22 protein-coding genes are annotated in these 20,023 nt (G+C 72.5%); 11 read left to right on the top strand and 11 right to left on the bottom strand.

Going from position 1 to position 20,023, the window contains the following annotated elements:
* Positions 1-4 precede the first annotated feature (4 nt).
* Positions 5-715: a hypothetical protein gene (locus ACZ5FU_RS15495; RefSeq protein WP_451529035.1), complete on the bottom strand. Its 711-nt coding sequence runs from the start codon at positions 713-715 to the stop codon at positions 5-7.
* A 308-nt stretch (positions 716-1,023) separates the two neighbouring features.
* Between ACZ5FU_RS15495 and ACZ5FU_RS15490 the strand changes: the two genes are divergently transcribed.
* Positions 1,024-2,034: a hypothetical protein gene (locus tag ACZ5FU_RS15490; protein WP_451529034.1), complete on the top strand. Its 1,011-nt coding sequence runs from the start codon at positions 1,024-1,026 to the stop codon at positions 2,032-2,034.
* Between the two features lie 162 nt (positions 2,035-2,196).
* On the opposite strand, the gene ACZ5FU_RS15485 is transcribed toward ACZ5FU_RS15490, so the two are convergent.
* Complete coding sequence (locus ACZ5FU_RS15485) at positions 2,197-2,859, bottom strand: ATP-binding protein (protein ID WP_469045441.1); 663 nt, start codon at positions 2,857-2,859, stop codon at positions 2,197-2,199.
* A 219-nt stretch (positions 2,860-3,078) separates the two neighbouring features.
* On the opposite strand from ACZ5FU_RS15485, the gene ACZ5FU_RS15480 reads away from it, so the two are divergent.
* The 7 genes from ACZ5FU_RS15480 (at position 3,079) to ACZ5FU_RS15450 (ending at position 7,594) form a co-directional block, all read left to right on the top strand.
* Positions 3,079-3,927, top strand: coding sequence for a helix-turn-helix domain-containing protein (locus ACZ5FU_RS15480; protein WP_451529032.1), 849 nt, complete (start codon positions 3,079-3,081; stop codon positions 3,925-3,927).
* Positions 3,924-4,136 carry a DUF397 domain-containing protein gene (locus ACZ5FU_RS15475; protein ID WP_451529031.1) on the top strand — a complete coding sequence of 71 codons (213 nt, stop codon included), beginning with the start codon at positions 3,924-3,926 and terminating at the stop codon, positions 4,134-4,136. Before ACZ5FU_RS15480 ends, ACZ5FU_RS15475 begins: the two co-directional genes overlap by 4 nt.
* A gap of 179 nt (positions 4,137-4,315) precedes the next feature.
* Positions 4,316-5,056, top strand: coding sequence for a DUF6879 family protein (locus ACZ5FU_RS15470; protein WP_469045440.1), 741 nt, complete (start codon positions 4,316-4,318; stop codon positions 5,054-5,056).
* On the top strand, positions 5,053-5,901 hold the full coding sequence (locus tag ACZ5FU_RS15465; protein ID WP_469045439.1) for a helix-turn-helix domain-containing protein: 849 nt from the start codon (positions 5,053-5,055) through the stop codon (positions 5,899-5,901). Before ACZ5FU_RS15470 ends, ACZ5FU_RS15465 begins: the two co-directional genes overlap by 4 nt.
* An 87-nt stretch (positions 5,902-5,988) precedes the next feature.
* On the top strand, positions 5,989-6,435 hold the full coding sequence (locus tag ACZ5FU_RS15460; RefSeq protein WP_469045438.1) for a hypothetical protein: 447 nt from the start codon (positions 5,989-5,991) through the stop codon (positions 6,433-6,435).
* 248 nt (positions 6,436-6,683) lie between these two features.
* A complete protein-coding gene (locus tag ACZ5FU_RS15455) occupies positions 6,684-7,124 on the top strand; it encodes a glycine-rich domain-containing protein (protein ID WP_468835414.1) in 441 nt (146 codons plus the stop codon).
* Positions 7,125-7,207: 83 nt separating this feature from the next.
* Entirely contained in the window at positions 7,208-7,594 is a 387-nt protein-coding gene (locus ACZ5FU_RS15450) for a hypothetical protein (RefSeq protein ID WP_468835417.1), read from the top strand.
* An 85-nt stretch (positions 7,595-7,679) separates the two neighbouring features.
* On the opposite strand, the gene ACZ5FU_RS15445 is transcribed toward ACZ5FU_RS15450, so the two are convergent.
* Together ACZ5FU_RS15445 and ACZ5FU_RS15440 are read right to left on the bottom strand one after the other, a co-directional pair.
* Positions 7,680-8,216 carry a DUF2267 domain-containing protein gene (locus ACZ5FU_RS15445; protein WP_469045437.1) on the bottom strand — a complete coding sequence of 179 codons (537 nt, stop codon included), beginning with the start codon at positions 8,214-8,216 and terminating at the stop codon, positions 7,680-7,682.
* Positions 8,217-8,337: 121 nt separating this feature from the next.
* Complete coding sequence (locus ACZ5FU_RS15440; protein ID WP_451529024.1) at positions 8,338-8,781, bottom strand: Hsp20/alpha crystallin family protein; 444 nt, start codon at positions 8,779-8,781, stop codon at positions 8,338-8,340.
* Between the two features lie 162 nt (positions 8,782-8,943).
* Here ACZ5FU_RS15440 and ACZ5FU_RS15435 point away from each other — a divergent pair, with 162 nt between their 5' ends.
* Complete coding sequence (locus tag ACZ5FU_RS15435; protein ID WP_451529023.1) at positions 8,944-9,246, top strand: hypothetical protein; 303 nt, start codon at positions 8,944-8,946, stop codon at positions 9,244-9,246.
* 65 nt (positions 9,247-9,311) lie between these two features.
* Here the strand turns inward: ACZ5FU_RS15435 and ACZ5FU_RS15430 are convergent, their stop codons facing one another.
* Entirely contained in the window at positions 9,312-10,298 is a 987-nt protein-coding gene (locus ACZ5FU_RS15430) for a GlxA family transcriptional regulator (protein ID WP_469045436.1), read from the bottom strand.
* A 242-nt stretch (positions 10,299-10,540) separates the two neighbouring features.
* Here ACZ5FU_RS15430 and ACZ5FU_RS15425 point away from each other — a divergent pair, with 242 nt between their 5' ends.
* Positions 10,541-11,038 (top strand): hypothetical protein, encoded by a 498-nt coding sequence (locus ACZ5FU_RS15425; protein WP_468835425.1) that lies wholly within the window; start codon positions 10,541-10,543, stop codon positions 11,036-11,038.
* Between the two features lie 189 nt (positions 11,039-11,227).
* Here the strand turns inward: ACZ5FU_RS15425 and ACZ5FU_RS15420 are convergent, their stop codons facing one another.
* Both ACZ5FU_RS15420 and ACZ5FU_RS15415 read right to left on the bottom strand, forming a co-directional pair.
* Positions 11,228-12,790: an MFS transporter gene (locus ACZ5FU_RS15420; RefSeq protein ID WP_468643798.1), complete on the bottom strand. Its 1,563-nt coding sequence runs from the start codon at positions 12,788-12,790 to the stop codon at positions 11,228-11,230.
* 157 nt (positions 12,791-12,947) lie between these two features.
* A complete protein-coding gene (locus tag ACZ5FU_RS15415) occupies positions 12,948-14,258 on the bottom strand; it encodes a DUF445 domain-containing protein (protein WP_451529019.1) in 1,311 nt (436 codons plus the stop codon).
* 177 nt (positions 14,259-14,435) lie between these two features.
* Between ACZ5FU_RS15415 and ACZ5FU_RS15410 the strand changes: the two genes are divergently transcribed.
* On the top strand, positions 14,436-15,815 hold the full coding sequence (locus ACZ5FU_RS15410) for an SGNH/GDSL hydrolase family protein (RefSeq protein WP_469045435.1): 1,380 nt from the start codon (positions 14,436-14,438) through the stop codon (positions 15,813-15,815).
* Positions 15,816-15,995: 180 nt separating this feature from the next.
* On the opposite strand, the gene ACZ5FU_RS15405 is transcribed toward ACZ5FU_RS15410, so the two are convergent.
* The 4 genes from ACZ5FU_RS15405 to ACZ5FU_RS15390 all read right to left on the bottom strand — a co-directional run bounded on the left by ACZ5FU_RS15405 (position 15,996) and on the right by ACZ5FU_RS15390 (position 19,443).
* The gene (locus ACZ5FU_RS15405; protein ID WP_451776121.1) at positions 15,996-16,676 is read right to left on the bottom strand and encodes a DUF1707 SHOCT-like domain-containing protein; all 681 of its coding nucleotides are present in this window, start codon (positions 16,674-16,676) and stop codon (positions 15,996-15,998) included.
* A gap of 10 nt (positions 16,677-16,686) precedes the next feature.
* The gene (locus ACZ5FU_RS15400; RefSeq protein WP_451529016.1) at positions 16,687-17,676 is read right to left on the bottom strand and encodes an ABC transporter ATP-binding protein; all 990 of its coding nucleotides are present in this window, start codon (positions 17,674-17,676) and stop codon (positions 16,687-16,689) included.
* Positions 17,677-17,684: 8 nt separating this feature from the next.
* Positions 17,685-18,542 carry an ABC transporter permease gene (locus ACZ5FU_RS15395; RefSeq protein WP_469045511.1) on the bottom strand — a complete coding sequence of 286 codons (858 nt, stop codon included), beginning with the start codon at positions 18,540-18,542 and terminating at the stop codon, positions 17,685-17,687.
* A 100-nt stretch (positions 18,543-18,642) separates the two neighbouring features.
* On the bottom strand, positions 18,643-19,443 hold the full coding sequence (locus ACZ5FU_RS15390; RefSeq protein ID WP_451529015.1) for an ABC transporter permease: 801 nt from the start codon (positions 19,441-19,443) through the stop codon (positions 18,643-18,645).
* Positions 19,444-20,023: the final 580 nt, after the last annotated feature.

Raw genomic sequence — 20,023 nt, 5'->3', positions numbered from 1 at the left:
TGTCTCAGTCGTCCGTACCGTCGAGCTTGCTGGCCACGGCCTTGCGTGCGTCCTCAGGCAGGGTCCGGTACCGCCCCCACAGCCTCTCCAACGCGTTGTGGTTACGGCGGTCCGCCGCGATCCACCCGCGGATCACCCGCCGCTCCACCGGGGCCAGCGACTCGATCTCCGCCAGGATGTCCTCCATGTGCACGGTCCGGTCCACGTTGCCCCGGCCGCACCGCTGGCACTCCGTGACGAGCTGGTGCTCGACACTGCCGTCCGACTGGATGACCGGCCGGCGAGCCACGTTCAGCACGGCCTGCTCCAGTCCTCCGTCCCCGTACGTCTCGCCGCCCGTCACACCGCAGGTCCGGCAGAGGTAGCCGTCATCCTGGAACACCTTCGCCCGCTGGGCGTTGGTGATGCTGCCCTTGTGCACGGGCGTCTTCGCCTGGCCCGGGATCCAGACGTCGGCGCCCCTGGTGCGGAAGCGGTGCTCCTGCTGCTGCAGCGTCGGGTCCTCGCGGCTCGTGGCGATCTCCCAGCCGTGGTCACGCAGGTCACGCATGCGCCGGTCGATCTGCGCCACGTCCGGGAACGCGGCCCGCAGGTCGGCCTTGGTGAAGGTGCCGTTCTCCTTCACCTCCTGGATCAGCCACAGCGCGACACGCGCCTTCGTTCCGAGCTTGCTGGTCCCGTAGGTCGTGTCCCGCCAAGACGGCAGCGTGGTCATCCGTTCCCTCCCATGAATCACCTGAATCCGACCCAAAGGCGCGCACTACTGCATAACGGCACAAGAGAACTGCCGTTTTTGTACAGGTGTTCGCCTTTTGGTCGCCCCCCGCTTCAAGAGCGGCCGACCTCCAGTGAACACCACGAGTGCCGAGATTCAATCCCCTTTGAACACTTGCCTGACACAAAGCAAGCCTTGCTCATCAAAAGCAAGCACAACTCCGTCACCGCTACGGCAGAATGAGTAAGAACCTTGGCAACAAGCCTGTTAGCAGGCTGATTTGCCAGAAATGGGGAGGTCTCAGGAGCGTGCCCTACAACAGAAACAGCCGCCCTCCATACGCGTGGGCGAAGAAACCCTTCGGAAGTGACGTTTCGCCAGCAAGGCGTGAACTCGCCACCACCCTTCAGCGCCTTTGCCCTCTCCTGCTCATCGTGCCGAAGGGCGGCAACGCGTCAGCTCATCGCCCAACTCAGGGCGAGGTCGCCGACCGTCTCAAAATGTGCGAAAGCGCCCTTTCGAGGGCGCTCAGCGGAAAGGTGCTGCCCCAGCGAAGCTCGGTGGAGATCCTCTTCAAGGCAGCGAGCGCTGACGCCGCGACGCGCGGCATAGAGGTCGGCGTCACGCTGACAGACTTGCACCAGTTGCACGCGAAGGCGGCGGCCGAACAGAGCGGTAAAACCGCCTCGCAACTGAGCACGGACCTGGAGTCGGCGGCCAGCCGACTACGCGCGGTCGAGCACGAGAATGAGCAGCTCATAGGTGCATACGAGGAGCTACACACGGAACATGAGGAGCTGCGGAAGCAAACCTCGCTGAAGGCCGACAGCCTGCGTTCCCTTCAGCGGAAGTACAAGGTGCTGCGGCGGAAAGCCGCCTCACTGCGCGAACGGGTCAGCCTCCTCGAAGCCGGCTCACCCGCCGTTTCGCCTGACGCTCCGGTCGTCGCTCCGCTGCCGGTCCCCCGTCAGGCAGGGGACCGGCAGCGGACTGAACTCGATACAGCGGCCGCCCGCAACGTTGCCAGGCGAGCAGAAACTCTGTATGACGGCGGCCGGCAAGCGGATGAGGTACTGGCGCTTCTTCGGCACACAACGGACGCTTACAGCCCGGCTGAGACGGCCTTGCTGGTCGTCCTGCTGACTCAGGAAGGCCAGGACGATCTGGCCAGGGACCTTCTCCACATCTACGGACGGGACAAGCCCGACCGTGAAGTCCTGCGCACCGCACTGGAACTCCTCAGGTACGGTGCCCCAACCTCCGCTGAAGCTCTGCTGCTGGCCACCACGGAAGCGCGTCGGCCGTACCAGACTCCTTAGGGACTGCTCTCTTTCCGAGCCTTGCGTGATGTCTTCGCTGCTCAGACATGAAGTGGCGGCGCCGCGGGAGCTTCGGCTTGTCGCCGGGTGAGACGTCGCGGGGGTTGCGAATGCCGTCAATTCGCCTCGGAGACGGGCGGAGGCCCGTCAAGGATGCCGCCGTCAGACGGTCGTCTCTCGGGAGGCCCCGTGGCCGGCCGCGCCCGTTTCGGCGTCGTAGCGGGTCTGGGCCCGGTCCAGGGCGTTCTCCACGTCGCAGCCGTGGGCGCGGAGCCAGTGGAGGAGGTCCGTGACGAGCGAGATCACCGACTCCTCGGCCATGGTCCTGCCCAGTCTTCCCGTGCCGGGCAGGCAGGGCGGTCGTCCGTCCCCGCACAGCTCCAGCAGGGTCTCGGCCCGCCGCACGCCGGGGTCCTCCACGTGACCGTCCGGTGACGTCAGTCCCGTCGCCAGCTCGCACCAGGTGACCTTGCGGTCGGGGCCGAGGTCGACGCCCCACCGCGCGGCGACCGCGTCGACGAGCGCCATGCCCCGGCCGCCCTCGGCGTCGAGCCGCGTGTCGAGCAGGGTGGGCAGGGCGCGGGTGTCGGGGTCGTGGACCTCGATGCGCAGGCGCACGCCGTTCATCGAGACCGCGAGGGTCGCCGGGGTTCCGGGGCCCACGTGCGTGATGACGTTGGACACCAGCTCGCTGACGCAGAGCTGGGCCTCGTCGACGACCCCGTGCAGGCCCCAGATGCCGAGGTGCGACCGCACGACCCGGCGCAGGCCGGCCACCTCCGCGGGCTCGGCCGTGAAGGCACGGTCCCACGGCTTGCGCCTCATGCACGCTTCCTGAGCCACGAAAACCCCTCTCGCTACGACGAGACCCCCCGTAGGCGACGAAGGGTCACGAGGCGTGACGCGGAGTCATCGCCTCGCGATCAGAGTGGGGGTTGCAGATCCCTTCGTGCAATGTGCACGGCGGGATTCCCACTTCCGAGTGATTGGCAGGCACACCTCTGGGCGTGAGACTGAACACCCGCTACACGGAACGGGGTTCACATGGCCGGATCACCCACGGCACGCCGGCGCCGCCTGTCGATCGAGCTGAAGAAGCTCCGCGAGCGGAGCGCGCTCACCTGTGCCCAGGTCGGCGAAGCCCTGGACTGGAGCGGTTCCAAGGTGAACCGCATGGAGACGGGCAGCGGGCGGGTCCAGCCCTCCGACATCGACGCCCTGTGCCGCTTCTACGGCACGGGGGACGAGCTGCGGGAGTTCCTCAAGTCGCTCGCCCGGCAGGCCAGGGTGCGGGGCTGGTGGCAGGTGCACGGCTCCGGTGTTCCGGAGTGGTTCAACATCTACATCGGCCTGGAGCAGGACGCCTCCACCTTCCGGCAGTACCAGTGCGAGCTGGTGCCCGGTCTCATGCAGACCCACGCCTACGCCTCCGAGCTCCACCGGACCGGCGCGCACATGTCCGCCGAGGACATCGACCGGGCCGTACGGGTGCGCATGGAGCGCCAGGCCATGATCAGTGGCCCGGAGGCGCCCGAAGCGTGGTTCGTCGTGAACGAGGGCGCGCTCCGCAACGTCATCGGTGACCGCGCGCTCATGCGGGAGCAGATGGAACGCCTCCTGGACGCCGTCCGCCTGCCGGCCGTGACCTTGCAGGTCCTCCCCTTCGACTCGGGCACGTATCCGGCCACGGGGTCGTTCACCATGCTGGGCTTCCCGGCCCCGGAGGACCCCGACATCGTCTACCGGGACGGCATCACCGATGCGGTCTACCTGGAGGGCGAGCATCATGTCCGTGAGTACACCCGGGCGTTCGACGGCCTGCGGGCCGCGGCCCTCAGCCCGCAGCGTTCGACCCGGCTGATCGAGTCGATCTCGAAGGAGTTCGCAAGGTGAGCACTGCCCTTCCCGGCGGCGACGACCGTCCGACGTGGTTCACGTCCTCCTACAGCAACGGGGCGGGAGGCGAGTGCGTCGAGTGCGCGTCGAGCGGGCGCGGAGCGCTCGTGCGGGACTCGAAGGGGACGGGGGAAGTCGTCGTCACGGTCGGGAGCACGGCCTGGCGTTCGTTCCTGCGTGCGGTGCGGGAGGGTACGCGGGGCTGAGCGCTCGGGACGGCCGGGATCCCGACGCACTGCGGGCAAGTCCCGTGCGGCGGTCACCACTCCCGCTTGCGCGCAATCCCCTTCGTCCGCACCACGTGCGCAATCCGCCGCAATCGCCGAGCGCCACCCGGGTCGGCGAGAACATCCTGGGTGTCCGACAAGCACAGGTGGAGGACGGCATGACGCTCAGGCTCATCGGGACGACCAGCGACGACGGCGACTGCCCCACCCTGTACGACGTCGAGGGCACCGACGAGGTCCTCGTACAGGGTGAGCGTGAGACCGACCCCGGGCACCTGGCGCAGCTGCGGGACGTGAAGGAGACCGAGACCTTCGTCCGCGTCCCGCGCAGCCTGCTGACACGGTTCGCCCCGCGGAGCGGCGTTCCCGAACTCCAGCCGTTCGCATCGATCGCGGACCTGTTCCACGGCTTCAGGCACACCGCCTGGCGCCTGGAGACCCGTCGGGGATACGCCTCCGACCGCAACAGCCCCAAGTGGGACCGGTTCCTCGCGGGCGAGGACATCGCCCGTGACCCGGACAACGCCTGGCGTGAGAACGTCCGGGCCCAGACGGCTCTCGGCAAGCGGTTCGAACGCGTGCGACTCGTCGACGAACCGCCCACCCGAGGGCAGGAGTTCCTCCTCGCGAGTGCCCCCAGCAACGTCGGCGCGGGCGAGGACATCCGCATCCTGGGCCGCGACCGCGCTCGGGAACTGCGGCTGCCGGACCATGACTTCTGGCTCTTCGACTCCAGGACTCTCGTCCGCTTCGCGTTCGACGACGAGGACACGACGCTGGGCGTGTACGTCACCGAGGACCCAGCCGAGGTCCTCGCCGCCTGCCAGGCACGGGACGCCGCCTGGCACCATGCGGTGCGTATCGAAGAGTTCACCGGACAGGTACGTTCCACCGTGTGAGCACGGACTACCAGACCGCCAGAGAAGCCCTCGGCGCACGGCTGCGTGAACTGCGCGCCGAGGCCGGTCTGGACGGAAAGACCATCGCTTCCCGGCTCGGCTGCCAGCCATCGAAGGTCTCCCGGCTCCAGAACGGCAGACAGACCCCGTCCGCGGCCGACCTGACCGCATGGGCGCACGTCTGCGGGCAGCCGGGCGCAGAGGCTGAGCTTCAAGGGCTGCGGGCCGGACTGGAATCGGGACAGCGGCACCGCTCCTGGCGTCGTCAACTGGCCGGCGGGCACCGCGGCCGCCAGGAGATCGCGGTCCGGCAGACCGAGGTCACCAGGGCGATCCGCGGCCTGGAGGTGTCACGCGTTCCGGGGCTGTTCCAGACTCCTGAGTACGCCCGTGCCATTTTCGACGCCAACGCCGAGTTCCGGGGCATCGCCCCGACCACCGAGGCCGCAGTCGAGGCTCGGATGCGCCGCCAAGAGGCTTTGTACGACCCCGCGAAGACGTTCCGGTTCCTCGTGTGCGAGGCCGCCTTGTATCACCGCTCCTGCCCGGCCGATGTCATGGCCGAGCAATTGGATCGGCTGTACAACCTGGTGGGGCAGCGCCGGATCGAGCTCGGAATTCTGCCCTTCGGGACACAACTCCGCCGGACGGCACCACATGCTTTCTGGATCTACGACCGCAGACTGGTCGTCGTCGAGACGATCAGTGAGGAGTTGTGGCTCACCGGCGAGGACGACCTCCGACTGTACGAACGGGCGTGGGACTGGCTTGCGGAGTCGGCCGAGTCCGGGACGCCGGCGCGCCGCCTGATCGGCCGGGCACGAGCGTCTTTGGACCTCCCGTAGACAATCTCCGGCAAACGCCGGGTGCCGATCCGCAATCGCGCGCAATCGGCGAGCAGACGCGCAATCGCGCTGGCTAACGTCCCGGACATGACCACGAAGCCCACTGCCGCGGCAGTCACCCGAAGCGCAGAGGCCGGGGCACCTCACCGGACTCACAGCACCGACGCGCTCGGCATTCCGTCACTTGGTGAGCGTCTCCTGCGGTCGACGGCCGGTCCGCGCGACCGCGTCGCCGTGACGGCCCTCGTCGAAGAGGAGCGGATCCTCGCACGGGACGACGTCCGTGCGGCTCTCGTGACGGAGCGGAGCGGTGTCACGACCTGCCGGTGGGAGGGCATGGCCGGACGTCTGTACACCTTCGGACTGAGCGAAGGCGAACGTGCTTTTCTCGGGATCGTGTTGTCCATCGTGGGACTGAGGCACAGCTACCTCTCCACCGTGGAACGTCTCGACGAGCGCCGTTTGCAAATCGTTCTCCGGGCGATCAGGCGTCTGGCCGGTGAGAGCCGGAGCCGAAGCGCCATACCTTCCTGAGCCGCCCCGGGGGCGTCCGCCGATCGTGCGCGCAGTCGTACGAGAGGGACTTCTCGTACTGAAGGCGGTGCCGTCTTTCTGCGCGGCTGTCAGCCCGCCGCAAGCCCTTCTCCTGGCCTCGTCATATGCGCGGAAACGCAGGAGAGGTTCCCGACGGTCCTTCGACCACGAGGTGAATCCGTGCTGCCCAGAACCCACCCGCACACCGAAGCCCCATGCGGCACTACCCACACCAAGGAGGCCACCCCATGACCGTCACCGCCGTGTCCACAGGGACGCGCACCGGTCGTTCCCTCGTCGCCGACGCCGAGTTCGAGATGCTCGCCGGCTTCTGCGCCGACGAGTACGGCATGGAGCGCTGTGTCGCCGATCAGGTCGTCGACCAGGCGCTCGCCCTGGTCTTCGTCATGGGCACCAGCGGTGAGGGCGCGCGCATGGCGCCCTCGCGGCAGGTGGACCCCGGGTGGCACACGCTCGTCCTGCACACCGACTGGTACGCCGAGTGGTGCCGGCGCAGCTTCGGGCACTTCCTGCACCACCGGCCGAACTCCAAGGTCCGCACCAGCGGCCTGATGGTCGACGTGGTGGGCAGGCTGCACGCCGCGGGCTTCGCCGTCGACGAACGGCTGTGGGGTACGGCCGCCGAGTGCAACGCGCCCGCGTGCTGCGGTGACGGGCCCTGCTGCTGACGCCTCCCCCTTCACCGCGGGTCGGGACGGCCGCCGTCAGGTCGCCCCCGACCGCCCGCCTCCCCGGAAGGGGGCTCCCCCCCGTGTCCGCGACCGAGCTGACAGCAACCAGCCGCGTGACGGTCTTCCCCCTCGACGCCCTCACCGTCGCCTACACGACCCGGTCCGGCGACGAGCGCGGTCTGGGGGAGATCGGGCTCGTCGCGGTCGTCGGCAGGCACCGTGACCGTGACGGTGACGGTGAGGAACTTTGGGGTCTGGCACGGGAGGTGGGCGGCCGCGCTCAGGAGGGGGAGCAGGCTCGCTGGATCCTGACCCAGGCGAGCCGCGCCAGGGTGGTCGGGGCCGGTGCGGACCTGCCCGACGTGAGGTGGACGGCGTACATCCGTCGGCGATTCGTCCTGGACACGCTCTTCGCCAATCACGACGTCCTGGTGACCGGACGGATGATCCTGCCTGGTCGCGGGTGAGCCGGGACCGCTGTTCCCCGTCTCTGCCGCCGCCGGCGTGCTCGCCGTAAGTCGGCGGCGGCAGCCCCGGCGAGGGGCCGCGCCCTCAGGCCGTACGGGCGGTCAGTTCCGCGCGGCCGAACAGCAGGGCGCAGCCGGGCGGGAGCTGGGCGAGGACGCGGTCGGTGAGGGCGTCGCCGAGCAGGGGTGGCAGGGCGCCGAGGACCGAGCCGGCGTGCCAGCGGGCCGTGGCGGGGGTGGCGCCCTCGATGCGGGCGGCGATCGCGTCGGCGAACTCCCGCGCCGAGCGGCGGCGGGGCGCGGGGGCCGGGGAGGCGAGCAGTTCGGCCGCCCGCGCCGGGAGCGCGCGGGTCAGGGCCGCCCGCTCGTCGCCGGCGATCTGGCCGCCCAGGGCGGTCAGGACCGTGCGGGTGACGTGTTCGGCCTCGGCGGTGGTCGGGTAGTGGCCCGACTCCCGTACGGCCGCGATCAGTTCGCTCCAGCCGTCGCGGTCGGCGCGGTCGGCGCGGTCGGCGCGGTGGTCGAGAACGTCGTGGTCGGTGGTCGTCGCGCGTACGGACCGCTGCGGGGCCGGGATCACCGTCCTCGGCGGCTGTGCGGTGGTCGTCGCGGTCGTCGTCATCGTTCGGGTTCCTCCTCCGGGTGCGGGCCGGTGGGATGCGCGGGGACGCGGCGAGGGGCGGGCGCGCGCCCCGTGGCCCCGAGCGGGATCTCGGGGCCACGGGGCGTGTCGCGGGAGGACGTCAGCCGCTGATCTGCTTGCGGCCGGTGTCGCCGCCGGAGATCTGGATGCGGCGCGGCTTGGCCTGTTCGGCCACGGGGATGCGCAGGGTCAGGACGCCGGCCTCGTACGAGGCGTCGATGCGGTCCGTGTCCAGGGTGTCGCCGAGGAAGAGCTGGCGGGTGAAGGTGCCCGTCGGGCGCTCGGCGACGATCAGCTCCGCGCCCTCGGGGGCGGGGGTGCGGCGCTCGGCGCGGACGCTGAGGACGTTGCGTTCGACGTCCAGCTCGATCGACTCGGGGTCGATGCCGGGAAGGTCGAAGTGGACGAGGAAGTCGTCCCCCGAGCGGTAGGCGTCCATCGGCATGGCGGCGGGGCGGTTGCCGTTCCCCGCGGTGGCGTTGGTACCAAAGACCTGCTGCGCGAGTCGGTCGAATTCGCGGAAGGGGTCGGTACGCATGAGCATCACAGTCCACTCCTCTCGTCATAACTGTCGGTGCGATGCCCTACGACTTCTTATATAGCGCGAAGGAGGAAACTTGACAAGCCTGGACTCAACTCGGGGGTGTCGCGTGGTCGCGCACTAGCCTTCGGGCTACTTCGGGGGACTCGATGCGTGGAGGCAGTGATGGCGAAGGTTCCCAGTTCGGTGATCGCCGCGGGCGGGCTCGTCGGCGGGTACGGCGTGGCCCGGTGGACGAAGAAGCGGCCGCTCGGCGGGGCCGTGCTCGCCGTGGCGGGGGCCGCCGCGGGGCGGCAGTGGCGGCAGCGGGCGGGCGGGAAGGCCGCGGGCGCGCTGGGCGTGGCGTACGTCGCCGCGTTCGCCGGGTCGCATCCGCTGGCCAAGAAGGTGGGCGCCTGGCCGTCGGTGTTCGGGGTCGCGGGCGCCGTCGCCCTGGCCTCCTGGGCGGTCGCGGACCGCCGGGGCTGACCCCACCGGCCCCACGGTCCCGACCCCGACCTGGCCCCCGAGCCCGAGCCCGACCCCGCGGGCCCCTATCCCGCCTGCGGAACAGCCCCCGGTCCCGTGCCCGCACCCGACCGGAACGCCCGCCGGTATCCCTGCGGGCTCGTCCCCACCACCTTGCGGAAGCGTTCCCGGAAGGCGGTCGGGGAGCCGAAGCCCGTCTGGGCGGCGATGCGTTCGACGGGGTGCGCGGTCGTCTCCAGCAGGTACTGGGCCCGCCGCACCCGCGCCCGGTGCAGCCACTGCAGGGGCGTGGTGCCGGCCTGTTCGCGGAAGCGGCGGTTGAGGGTGCGGGTGCTCATGCCCGCGCGGGCCGCGATCTCGTCCAGGGTGAGGTCGCGGGCGCAGTGCTCCTCCAGCCAGCGCAGGACGGGCTCCAGGGTGGCCCCGGACGGGGCGGGCGGCAGGTCGTGGACGATGAACTGGGCCTGGCCGCCCTCGCGTTCGAGGGGCATGACCGACATGCGGGCGGCCTGCGCGGCGACGGCCGACCCGTGGTCGCCGCGGATCATGTGCAGGCACATGTCGAGGGCCGCGGCGGCGCCCGCCGAGGTCAGGAACTGGCCGTTGTCGACGTAGAGGACGTTCGCGTCGACGGTGATCTCCGGGTGGCGTTCGGCCAGGTCGCGGGCGGCGATCCAGTGGGTCGTCGCGCGCAGGCCGTCCAGCAGGCCGGTCGCGGCGAACAGGAACGCGCCGACGCAGATCGACGCGATGCGCGTGCCGTTCGCCGCCGCCGCGCGCAGCGCCTCCGCGACGCCGTCGGGCAGCGGGTCCCGCGGTTCGCGCACGCCGGGCAGGATGATCGTGTCCGCCTCCGCGAGGGCCTCCAGACCGTACGGCGCCCGCACCGTGAACGCCCCCGCGTCCACCTCGCCCGACGGGTACGGCGAGCAGACCCGCACCCGGTACGCCTCCCGGCCGTCGGGCAGCCGGGCCCAGCCGAAGGCGTCGATGGGGGCGGACAGGTCGAAGGGGATGACCCCGTCCAGGGCCAGAACGGCGACGGTGTGCATGGCGAGAGCGTAGGGGTACGACGGGATACCGCCAAGCCTCCGACCGGGGAAACGGCGGGGGCGCCCCTCCGGCTCCCGCTCGCCACCGGCCGCGGAACGGCGGGGGAACGGCCGCGGGACGACTGCGGAACCGGCCGCGGAACCGGTTGCGTGACCGGCCGCGGAACCGGCTGGCGGGAATCCGTCGGCCCGTGGCACTCCCGCCACTTCTGCCGGGCCCGCCGGACGCCTAGCGTCGGCGCGTGACCAAGTTCCTCCTCGCCGTCCACGTCATCGCCGCCATCGTCGCGATCGGTCCCGTCACCGTCGCCGCGAGCATGTTCCCGCCCGCCGCGCGCCGGGCCCTGGCCGCCCCGGACGACGTCCGCGCGGCCGGGACCGTGGGGCTGCTGCACCGGATCTGCCGGGTGTACGCCGCCGTCGGGATCGCCGTCCCCGTCTTCGGGTTCCTCACCGCGAGCGCGATGGGGGTGCTCGGCGACGCCTGGCTGATCGTGTCGATCGCGCTGACCGTGGCGGCCGCGATCGTCCTCGTGGTGCTCGTGCTGCCGGGTCAGGAGGTCCTCGTGGAGGGCGTCCCCGGTACGGACGACGGCACCGGGAGCACCGCCGGCGGCACGGGCACCGTGACCCGGCGGGCGACCGTCCGGCTCGCCATGTCCACCGGGATCTTCAACCTGCTGTGGGCGACGGTGACGGTCCTGATGATCGTCCGGCCCGGGTCGACGACGGGCGCGTAGGCCGCGCGACGGGCAGGGCGTAAGACCCGTCGGACCCGTCGGACCCCGGCCCGACAGCACCGGAGCCGGTGAGGGCGGGGGCGCCCTCACCGGCTCCGTCACGTCCCGGCGCGCGGCACCGCCGGGCCGGGACCGCCGTCGAGCGGTGATCACCGACAGGCCGGGACCGCCGTCAGACCGTGGCCGCCGTCAGGCCGTGGCCGTCGTCGGCCCCTGGGGCGGCTGCGGGCCCTTCGGGCCGTCGGACCTCCCCGCCGTGGCGGCCGCCCCGGCCCCCGCCTTCGTACGGGCCTTCGCCGCCACCGCCGTCAACGGCTTGGCGATGTCCTCCAGGGAGCGCCCCTCCGCCTTGACCGCGAGGAACGCGGCGACCAGACCCGCCGCGCACATCAGGGCGGCGCCGATCTGGAAGGCGAGGACCGTGTCGCCGACCTCGCCCGTGCCGGTGAGGTCGGCGAACAGCAGCGGACCGCTGATGCCGCCGGCGGCGGTGCCGAGGGCGTAGAAGAAGGCGATGGACATCGCGCGGGTCTCCATCGGGAAGATCTCGGAGACCGTGAGGTAGGCGCTGGAGGCACCCGCGGAGGCGAAGAACAGCACCGCGCACCAGCAGGCCGTCATGGTGGTCGCGCTCAGCGCGCCGCGGTCGAACAGCCAGGCCGTGGCGAACAGCAGCAGGCCGGAGAGCAGGTACGTCGACGAGATCATGATCCGGCGGCCGACGGTGTCGAACAGCTTGCCCAGCAGCAGCGGGCCGCAGAAGTTGCCGAGGGCGATCACGGCGAAGTAGTAGCCGGTGTGGCCGGTCGGCACGTCGAAGAACGTGGTCAGGATCGCGCCGAAGCCGAAGGTGATCGCGTTGTAGAGGAAGGCCTGCCCGATGAAGAGGGAGAAGCCGAGGATCGCGCGCCGGCGGTAGTCGGAGAAGACCGTGCGGCCGATCTCGAGGAAGGAGACGCTGCGCCGCTGGTGGATGGTCAGCTCGCCCTCGGCCGCCGGCAGCGACCCGCCCCGCTCGGCCTCGATCCGCCGCTCGATGGAGGAGACGATCTCCTCCGCCTCCCGGTCCCGGCCGTGGATCAGCAGCCAGCGCGGGCTCTCCGGGACGTGGCGCCGTACGAGGAGGATGACCAGGGCGAGGACGGAGCCCAGCGCGAACGTCAGCCGCCAGCCCACGTTCGCCGCGAACAGGTCGGTGTTCAGCGCGACGATCGACAGCAGCGAGCCGCCGACCGCGCCCAGCCAGAAGCTGCCGTTGATCATCAGGTCGACGCGGCCCCGGTACTTCGCCGGGATCAGTTCGTCGATCGCGGAGTTGATCGCCGCGTACTCGCCGCCGATGCCGAAGCCGGTGAGGAAGCGGAAGAGCAGGAACCACCAGGTGTCGAAGGAGATCGCGGTCAGCGCGGTCGCCGCGAGGTAGACCGCCAGGGTGATCATGAAGAGTTTTTTGCGCCCCCAGCGGTCCGTCAGGCGCCCCCAGAACAGCGCGCCGACGCAGGCGCCCGCCACGTACAGGGCGGCGGCGATGCCGGTGACCTGCCCGGAGGTGATGGGCAGGCCGCTGCCGGGCTCCGACAGGCGTCCGGCGATGTTGCCGACGACCGTGACCTCGAGGCCGTCGAGGATCCACACGGTGCCGAGACCGATCACGATCGTCCAGTGCCAGCGGGACCACGGGAGGCGGTCCAGGCGCGCGGGGATGTTCGTCGTGATGGTTCGGCCGGTCTCGGCCGGTGCGGTGGTGGCCATGGGCTCCCTCCTCGTCGAGCGGAACCACCACCGGGTTCCCCGCGGACCCGCCGGTACGCCCCCGCCCCCTCCCGCCACCGCGCCGCCGTGCGGGCCCGCGGGCCCGCCGGTACGCCCCCGCCCCCTCCCGCCACCGTGCGGGCCGGCGGGCCCGCCGCTACGCCCCCAGCGCCCGCGCCACCGTGTAGATCAGCAGGCCCGCCAGCGAGCCGACCACCGTGCCGTTGATGCGGATGAACTGCAGGTCGCGGCCGATGTGCGCCTCGATCTTGCGGGTGGTGTGCTCGGCGTCCCAGCCGGCCACGGTGTCGGTGATCAGCAGAGTGATCTCCTTGCGGTACGTCGACACCACGTGCACCGCCGCGCCCTCCACCCAGCCGTCGACCTTGTCCTGCACCTTCCGCTCGGTCGCCATCCGGGACCCCAGCGACAGCAGCGCGGCCCGCACCCGCAGCCGCAGCTCGCTGCGCTCGTCCTCCGCCGCGGAGACGATCATCGCGCGCACGGCCGTCCACACGGACGCGATCAGGTCCTGGACCTCGCCGCGGCCCAGCACCTCGCCCTTGAGCCGCTCCACCTTCGCGCGGGTGTCGGTGTCGGACTGCAGGTCGGCGGCGAAGTCGCGCAGGAAGCGGTCCAGGGCGCCGCGGGCCGGGTGGGAGGGCATGTCCCGCATCTCCGCGCAGAACCGCAGCAGTTCCTTGTAGACCCGCTCGCCGATCCGCTTGTCGACGAACCGGGGCGTCCAGCCGGGCGCGCCGCCCTGCACCGCGTCCATCACCGAGTCGGAGTGCAGCACCAGCCAGTCGTGCGCCCGCCCCACCACCAGGTCGACGGCCCGCCGATGACCGCCGTCCGCGACGACCTTCTCCAGCATCTTGCCCATGCCCGGCGCGATCTCCTGGGCGTCCGCCCGACGGGTGATCGCCTCCCCGACGACCGCCTGCACGTCGGAGTCCCGCAGCACGGTCAGCGCGCCCCGCAGCGCCGTCGCCAGCTCCGCCGTCACCCGGTCGGCGTGCTCGGGCTCCGCCAGCCAGGCGCCCAGCCGGTTGCCGATGCCGACCGCGCGCAGCCGCTGCCGCACGACCTCGCCGGACAGGAAGTTCTCGCCGACGAACTCGCCGAGGGAGACGCCCAGCTGGTCCTTCTTCGTGGGGATGATCGCCGTGTGCGGGATGGGCAGGCCCAGCGGACGGCGGAACAGGGCGGTGACGGCGAACCAGTCGGCGAGCGCGCCCACCATGCCCGCCTCGGCCGCCGCCGCCACGTACCCCGCCCAGGCGCCGGCGCCCCGGTGGGAGGCCCACTCGGCGAGGCCGTACACCACCGCCACGAACAGCAGCAGCCCGGCCGCGGTGAGCTTCATGCGCCGCACCCCGCGCTGCCGTTCCTCGTCGGCGGCGCTGAAGACGGTCATGGCGCGCGCCGCGGGCGCCGCCCCGTCCTGCGTTCTCCTGCGTTCCATCCGCTCCATCCGTTCCCTGTCCCCCGTGGTCCGCACCCCACCAGTGTCCCCACCCGTCCGACTCCTGGAACGAAACAGGAGTTCCCGGCGTCTGTCAGGTGGGGGAGCTCGACGGTGATCTCCTGCATGTCCCGTCGGAGCCTCGCCGCTCCCTCGTCCGAGGAGAAGAACACCCGCATGACCAGGCATGACGGCGGGGTCGCCGGGGTGCCCCGCGCCCGCCACCAGGTCCGCCACCACGCCCTCCTGTCCGCGCTCCTCGCCGTGGTCGTGGGCCTGTCGGCCGCCATATACGCCGGGGTCGACGCCGGGGACGGCGGGCGCCGCCGCGACGACGTCCTCGCCGCCTCCCGCACCGGCCCGCACCCCGCCGCGGCCGCCTCCACCGGCGTGTGGGTCGGCAGCTGGGCCGCCGCCCCGACCGGCGGCGAACCGCACACCGCGGCCGGCGGCACGGCGGGACGCACGGTGCGCAACGTCGTCCACACCGGCGTCGGGGGGACGAGTGCCCGCGTCACGCTGTCCAATCTCCACGGCACCGGCCCGCTGACCGTGAGCGCCGCCACCCTCGCCGTCGCCGCGGACGACGACGGCCCGGCCGCCGACCCCGCCACCCTGCGCCGGCTCACCTTCGGCGGACGGCCGGCGGTCACGATCCCGGCGGGCGGCCAGACCGTCAGCGACGCCGCCCCGCTCGCCGTCCCCGGCGACACCGACGTCCTGATCAGCCTGTACACGCCGGTCTCCGCGGGCCCGGTCACCTTCCACCACCGGGCCCGGCAGACGAGTCACGTCGCCGACGGCGAGCACACCGGCGACGTGAGCGGAGACCCGTACACCGGGCGGATCACCTCCTGGCGCTACGTCACCGCGCTGGACGTCCTCAGCACCGAGGCCGACGGCACCGTCGTCGCCCTCGGCGACTCCATCACCGACGGCTCCACCTCCACCCCGGGCGCCAACCGGCGCTGGCCCGACGTCCTGTCCGACCTGCTGCGCGCCTCCCCCGCCGACGGCGGACACGCCCCGCGCCTCGGCGTCGTCAACGCCGGCATCAGCGGCAACCGCGTCCTCACCGACGGGCCGGGCCGGCCCGCGGCCAACCCCAGCGCCCTGAACCGCTTCGACCGGGACGTCCTCGGCCGGCCGAACGTGCGGGTCGTCGTCATCGACCTCGGCGTCAACGACATCCTGCGCGCCCGCACCACCGCCGACCCCGACGCCGTCCTCGACGGCCTGCGCGCCCTGGTCCGGCGCGCCCACGCCCACGGCGTCAGGGCCGTCGGCACCACCCTGCTCCCCTTCCGCGGCTTCCGCGGCCACACCGACGCCCGCGAGGAGGTGCGGCAGGCGGTCAACGCGGCGATCCGGTCCGGTTCGGTCTACGACACGGTCGTGGACGTGGACCGGGCGATGCGGGACCCCTACGACCCGCGGCGGCTGCGCGCGGAGTACGACTCCGGCGACCACCTCCACCCCAGCGACCGGGGGTACCGCAAGATGGCCGGCCTGATCGGGCGGGAGCAGCTCGGGGGCGCGGGGCGGGCGGAGTCGTAGCCCGCGGCCGGCCGGGTCGGAGCCCCGGCCGGCCGTGTGCGGGGTCGGCGCCGGGGCGAGGTCGGGGCGGCGGAGATACGGCGCGGGCCGACGGAGGCGCGGCGCGGGCCGACGGAGGCGCGGCGCGGGCCGACGGAGGCGCGGCGCGGGCCGACGGAGGCGCGGCGCGGGCCGGGTGCCTCAGTGCTCCAGGTGGCGCCGGCCGTCCCGGCCCCGGCGCGGCTCCCGCTCCCCGCGGGCGCGACGGGGCTTGCGTTCGACGCCGACCCCGCCCCAGAAGGCGAACCCGGTGATCACCACCCGCGGGGCGCCCGGCGCGCCCGGCACCCCCTCCTCCCGGTGGTCGAAGCCGCCCATGATCCCGATGCCCCGCACCACGACCTCGACGCCGGGCGGCACCACGACGTTCAGCCCGCCCATGACGGCGACGCAGTTGATCACGACCTCCCCGGCCGCGAAGTCCGCCTCGCGCAGGTCGAGCTCGCCGCCGCCCCAGAAGGTGAAGGCGGTGAACCGCCGGGGCACCGTCCACCGGCCCTTGCGCTGGAAGCCGGACATGACGGCCACGGCCCACGCGGACGACCCCTCGCCGCCCGTGACCCGCCCCGCCCACTCCCCCTCGCCCCGCTCCTCGGGCTTGCGCAGCGACACGGCGGGCGGCACCGCGACGCCGGCCGCCGGCAGGTCGCGCGTGAGCGGCGTCAGCTCACCGTAGGTCCGCGCCCGGTACGTCGCGTCCAGCCGCTCCTCGAACTCCGCCATGTCGAGCCGGCCCTCGGCGAGGGCGTCCCGCAGGACCTCGGCGACGCGCTCGCGGTCGGCGTCGGAGGCACGGAGGTCCGGGACTGCGTCGTCGGTCATGCACGGCAGCCTACGAGTTCCCCGCACCCGGCACCACGGTCTCCCGGTCCGCGTACATGCGGCCGATCACCGCCTCGATGTCCGGCTCCCGCACCGACAGGTCCACCAGCGGGTACGCGGCCGCGATCCGCGCCACCAGCGGGGCCGCCGACACCGACGCCGGGAAGGCCAGCCACTGGCGCGGCCCCTCCACCCGCACGACCCGCGCCGCGGGCCCCGCGTCGATGGGCGGGAGTTCCCGCTCCAGGTCCACCACCAGGGTCCGCTCGCTCTCCCCCGCCTCGTGCAGCCCCGCGAGCGGACCGTCGTACATCATGCGCCCGTGGTCGATGACCATCACGCGGGAGCACAGCCGCTCGATGTCCTGGAGGTCGTGGGTGGTGAGCAGGACCGTCGTGCCGCGCGCGGCGTTCAGCTCGCCCAGGAACTCCCGCACCCGCGCCTTGGACACGACGTCGAGGCCGATCGTCGGCTCGTCGAGGTAGAGGACCTCGGGGTCGTGCAGCAGCGCCGCCGCGATGTCGCCGCGCATCCGCTGGCCGAGCGAGAGCTGCCGCACCGGCACCTCCAACAGGGACTCCAGGTCGAGGAGTTCGACGAGCCGGTCGAGGTTCTCCCGGTAACGGGCGTCCGGGACGCGGTACATGCGGTGCGCGAGCCGGTAGGAGTCGATCAGCGGAAGGTCCCACCACAGCGAGGTCCGCTGCCCGAACACCACCCCGATGCGGTGCGCGAGCCGGGTCCGCTCCCGGGCCGGGTCGACGCCCGCCACCCGCAGCCGGCCGCCGCTCGGGGTGAGGACGCCCGTCAGCATCTTGATCGTCGTCGACTTCCCGGCGCCGTTCGGCCCGATGTACCCGACGATCTCGCCGCGCGCCACGGTGAACGACAGCCCGTCCACCGCCCGCACCCGCCGCCGCTCGCGCCGCAGGAGACCGGTGCGCCTGCGCACGTCGAACACCTTCTCCACGCCGTCGAGTTCGATGAACGCCTCCACCACGACCTCCCCTAGCTTCCCGTGCTCCGGTACGACCTCAGTCCCGCCCGCCAGGCCAGCCCCGCCGCCGCGCAGCAGGCCGCCGCCACCAGCGGCGGGGCGCAGGCCGTCCACCGCGGCAGGTCCAGCGGGTACGGCCGCCCCAGCACGTACGCCGCCGGCACCCAGTTCACGAAGGCCAGCGGGAACACGAACGTCACCGCCCGCACCAGCTCCCGCCCGAACACCGTCGGCGGGTACTGGAGCAGCGTCTGGCCGCCGTACGTGAAGGCGCTCTGCACCTCCGCCGCGTCCTGCGCCACGAACTGGAACGCCGCCCCCGCCACCAGCACCGCGCCGAAGACCGCCGCACCGCTGACCAGCGTCACCGGCACCAGCGCCACCCTGGCCGCCGTCCAGTCGACGTCCACCGCCGTCAGCGCGTAGCCCAGCACCAGCACCCCCTGCGCGATCCGGGAGAGCCGGCGCAGCGCGAACCGGTCCGCCGCCACCTGCGCCAGCACCGGCGCCGGACGCACCAGCAGCGTGTCGAGCGTGCCGTCGCGCACCCGCGAGCCCAGCCGGCCCGCCGAGCCGATCGCCAGGTCCGCGATCCCGAACGAGGTCGCGGACAGGCCGTACAGGAGGGCCACCTCCGGCAGCGAGTAGCCGCCGAGCGCGTCGATCCGCGAGAACATCAGCAGGATCGCGACGAAATCCAGCCCCGTCACCAGCAGGCCGCTCAGCAGCGTCATCGCGAACGACAGCGGGTAGGCCGTCGTCGACCGGATCCACATCCCCGCGATCAGCCGGTACGCCCGCAGCCCCTCCCGCACCCGCCCGGCCCCGCCCACCGGCCACGCCCCGCCCACCGGCCACGCCCCGCCCACCGACCGCGCCTGTCCCGTCGGCCGCGCCTCGTCCACCGGCCGTGCCTCGTCCACCGGCCGCGCCCGCTCCGTCGGCCGCGCTCCGTCCACCGGCCGCGCCTCATCCACCCTGGACCACCACCCGCCGCGTCGCCGCCGCCTGCACCGCCCGCCCCAGCGCCAGCAGCACCACCGCCCACCCCGCCTGGAAGGCGTACGTCCCCCACGCCCCGGCCTCCCCCATCAGCAGGTCCGCCGGCCTCTGGAGCATCGCCGACCACGGCAGCGCCCGCACGATCTGTCCCAGCGGCTCCGGGAAGGCGTTCAGCGGCAGCGCCATGCCCGTGCAGAACATCCCCGTCACCACCAGCATCTGGAGCGCCCCCGTGCCGTCCAGCAGCCAGAAACCGCTCAGCGCCACCAGGAACCGGATGCCGAAGCTCACCACCATCGCCAGCAGCAGGGCCACCAGGAACCGCAGCCACACCAGGGGGTCGCCGGGCAGCGCCGTCGGGAAGAGCAGCGCCCCGAACACGAAGGGGACCACCCCCCGGCCCAGCAACTGGAACAGCGAGCGCCCCAGGTCGGCCGCCAGCCACCACATCTGCAGATCGGCCGGACGGTACAGGTCGATCACCACCGCGCCCGTGCGGATGCGTTCCGTCAACTCCGCCTCGAAGCCGCCGCCCTGCATCGCGAGCGTCGCGAACAGCGCCTGCCCCAGCCACACGTACGTCACCGCCTGCGCCTGGTCGTAGCCCCCCAACTGCGGCCGCTCGTCCCACAGCGCGAGATAGGTGTAGACGAGGATCAGGCCGAAGACCGTGTTGGTGAACACCCCCGCCGCCGTCGCCGCACGGTAGGTCGCGTACCTTCGGAAACTCCCCGCCGCCACGGCCGCGTACAAGCGCACCGGACCCACGGCACCAGCCCTCCTCACCCGCGGCGATCCCGCGCACGTCCCGCCACGGCGGCGAAGCGCAGGAGCCTAGTGGGCGGGCTCCCGCACGCGCCACGCAATTTCCGGGCGCCCCTCCGGCGTGTGCGGCGCGCGGCACGTGCGGCACAACACGCGCCGATTGCCGGGAACGGAACGCAGGGTGCGAGAGTCTTCAACAGGGGGCGCAGAACGCGTACGACACGTACGGCCACGTACGAGGCGAATCAGGAGTCCGAGCAACACATGAGCGACGAGCCGCAGCCGAAGCAGCCGACCGAGGACCGGGCGACCGGCGCACCCGAGGCGGCCGACACACCCGAGGCTGCCGGTACACCCGAGGCGACACGCGAGACCGGGGACGCACGAGAACCCCGGACGGCACGCGAGACCGGAGGCACACGAGAACCCCGGCCGGCCCGGAAGACCGAGGGCACACGCGAGACCGGGACGGCACGCGAGACCGGAGCGGCGCGCCGCGAGGCCGAGGCCACGCGCGAAGCCGAGGCGGCGCGCAAGGCGGAGGCGGTACGCAAGGCCGGAGCGGCGCGCAAGGCCCAGGCGG

Source organism: Streptomyces sp. NPDC031554, from assembly GCF_055580685.1.
This window is presented reverse-complemented; position numbering and strand designations above follow the sequence as displayed.

Excerpts from the sequence above, each read along its gene's own strand:
- ACZ5FU_RS15415 (WP_451529019.1), bottom strand. The coding sequence starts at position 14,258 with ATGGAACGCAGGAGAACGCAGGACGGGGCGGCGCCCGCGGCGCGCGCC.
- ACZ5FU_RS15410 (WP_469045435.1), top strand. The coding sequence starts at position 14,436 with ATGACCAGGCATGACGGCGGGGTCGCCGGGGTGCCCCGCGCCCGCCAC.
- ACZ5FU_RS15460 (WP_469045438.1), top strand. The coding sequence starts at position 5,989 with ATGACCACGAAGCCCACTGCCGCGGCAGTCACCCGAAGCGCAGAGGCC.
- ACZ5FU_RS15470 (WP_469045440.1), top strand. The coding sequence starts at position 4,316 with ATGACGCTCAGGCTCATCGGGACGACCAGCGACGACGGCGACTGCCCC.
- ACZ5FU_RS15455 (WP_468835414.1), top strand. The coding sequence starts at position 6,684 with ATGACCGTCACCGCCGTGTCCACAGGGACGCGCACCGGTCGTTCCCTC.
- ACZ5FU_RS15435 (WP_451529023.1), top strand. The coding sequence starts at position 8,944 with ATGGCGAAGGTTCCCAGTTCGGTGATCGCCGCGGGCGGGCTCGTCGGC.
- ACZ5FU_RS15480 (WP_451529032.1), top strand. The coding sequence starts at position 3,079 with ATGGCCGGATCACCCACGGCACGCCGGCGCCGCCTGTCGATCGAGCTG.
- ACZ5FU_RS15420 (WP_468643798.1), bottom strand. The coding sequence starts at position 12,790 with ATGGCCACCACCGCACCGGCCGAGACCGGCCGAACCATCACGACGAAC.
- ACZ5FU_RS15440 (WP_451529024.1), bottom strand. The coding sequence starts at position 8,781 with ATGCTCATGCGTACCGACCCCTTCCGCGAATTCGACCGACTCGCGCAG.
- ACZ5FU_RS15405 (WP_451776121.1), bottom strand. The coding sequence starts at position 16,676 with ATGACCGACGACGCAGTCCCGGACCTCCGTGCCTCCGACGCCGACCGC.
- ACZ5FU_RS15485 (WP_469045441.1), bottom strand. The coding sequence starts at position 2,859 with ATGAGGCGCAAGCCGTGGGACCGTGCCTTCACGGCCGAGCCCGCGGAG.
- ACZ5FU_RS15495 (WP_451529035.1), bottom strand. The coding sequence starts at position 715 with ATGACCACGCTGCCGTCTTGGCGGGACACGACCTACGGGACCAGCAAG.
- ACZ5FU_RS15430 (WP_469045436.1), bottom strand. The coding sequence starts at position 10,298 with ATGCACACCGTCGCCGTTCTGGCCCTGGACGGGGTCATCCCCTTCGAC.
- ACZ5FU_RS15445 (WP_469045437.1), bottom strand. The coding sequence starts at position 8,216 with ATGACGACGACCGCGACGACCACCGCACAGCCGCCGAGGACGGTGATC.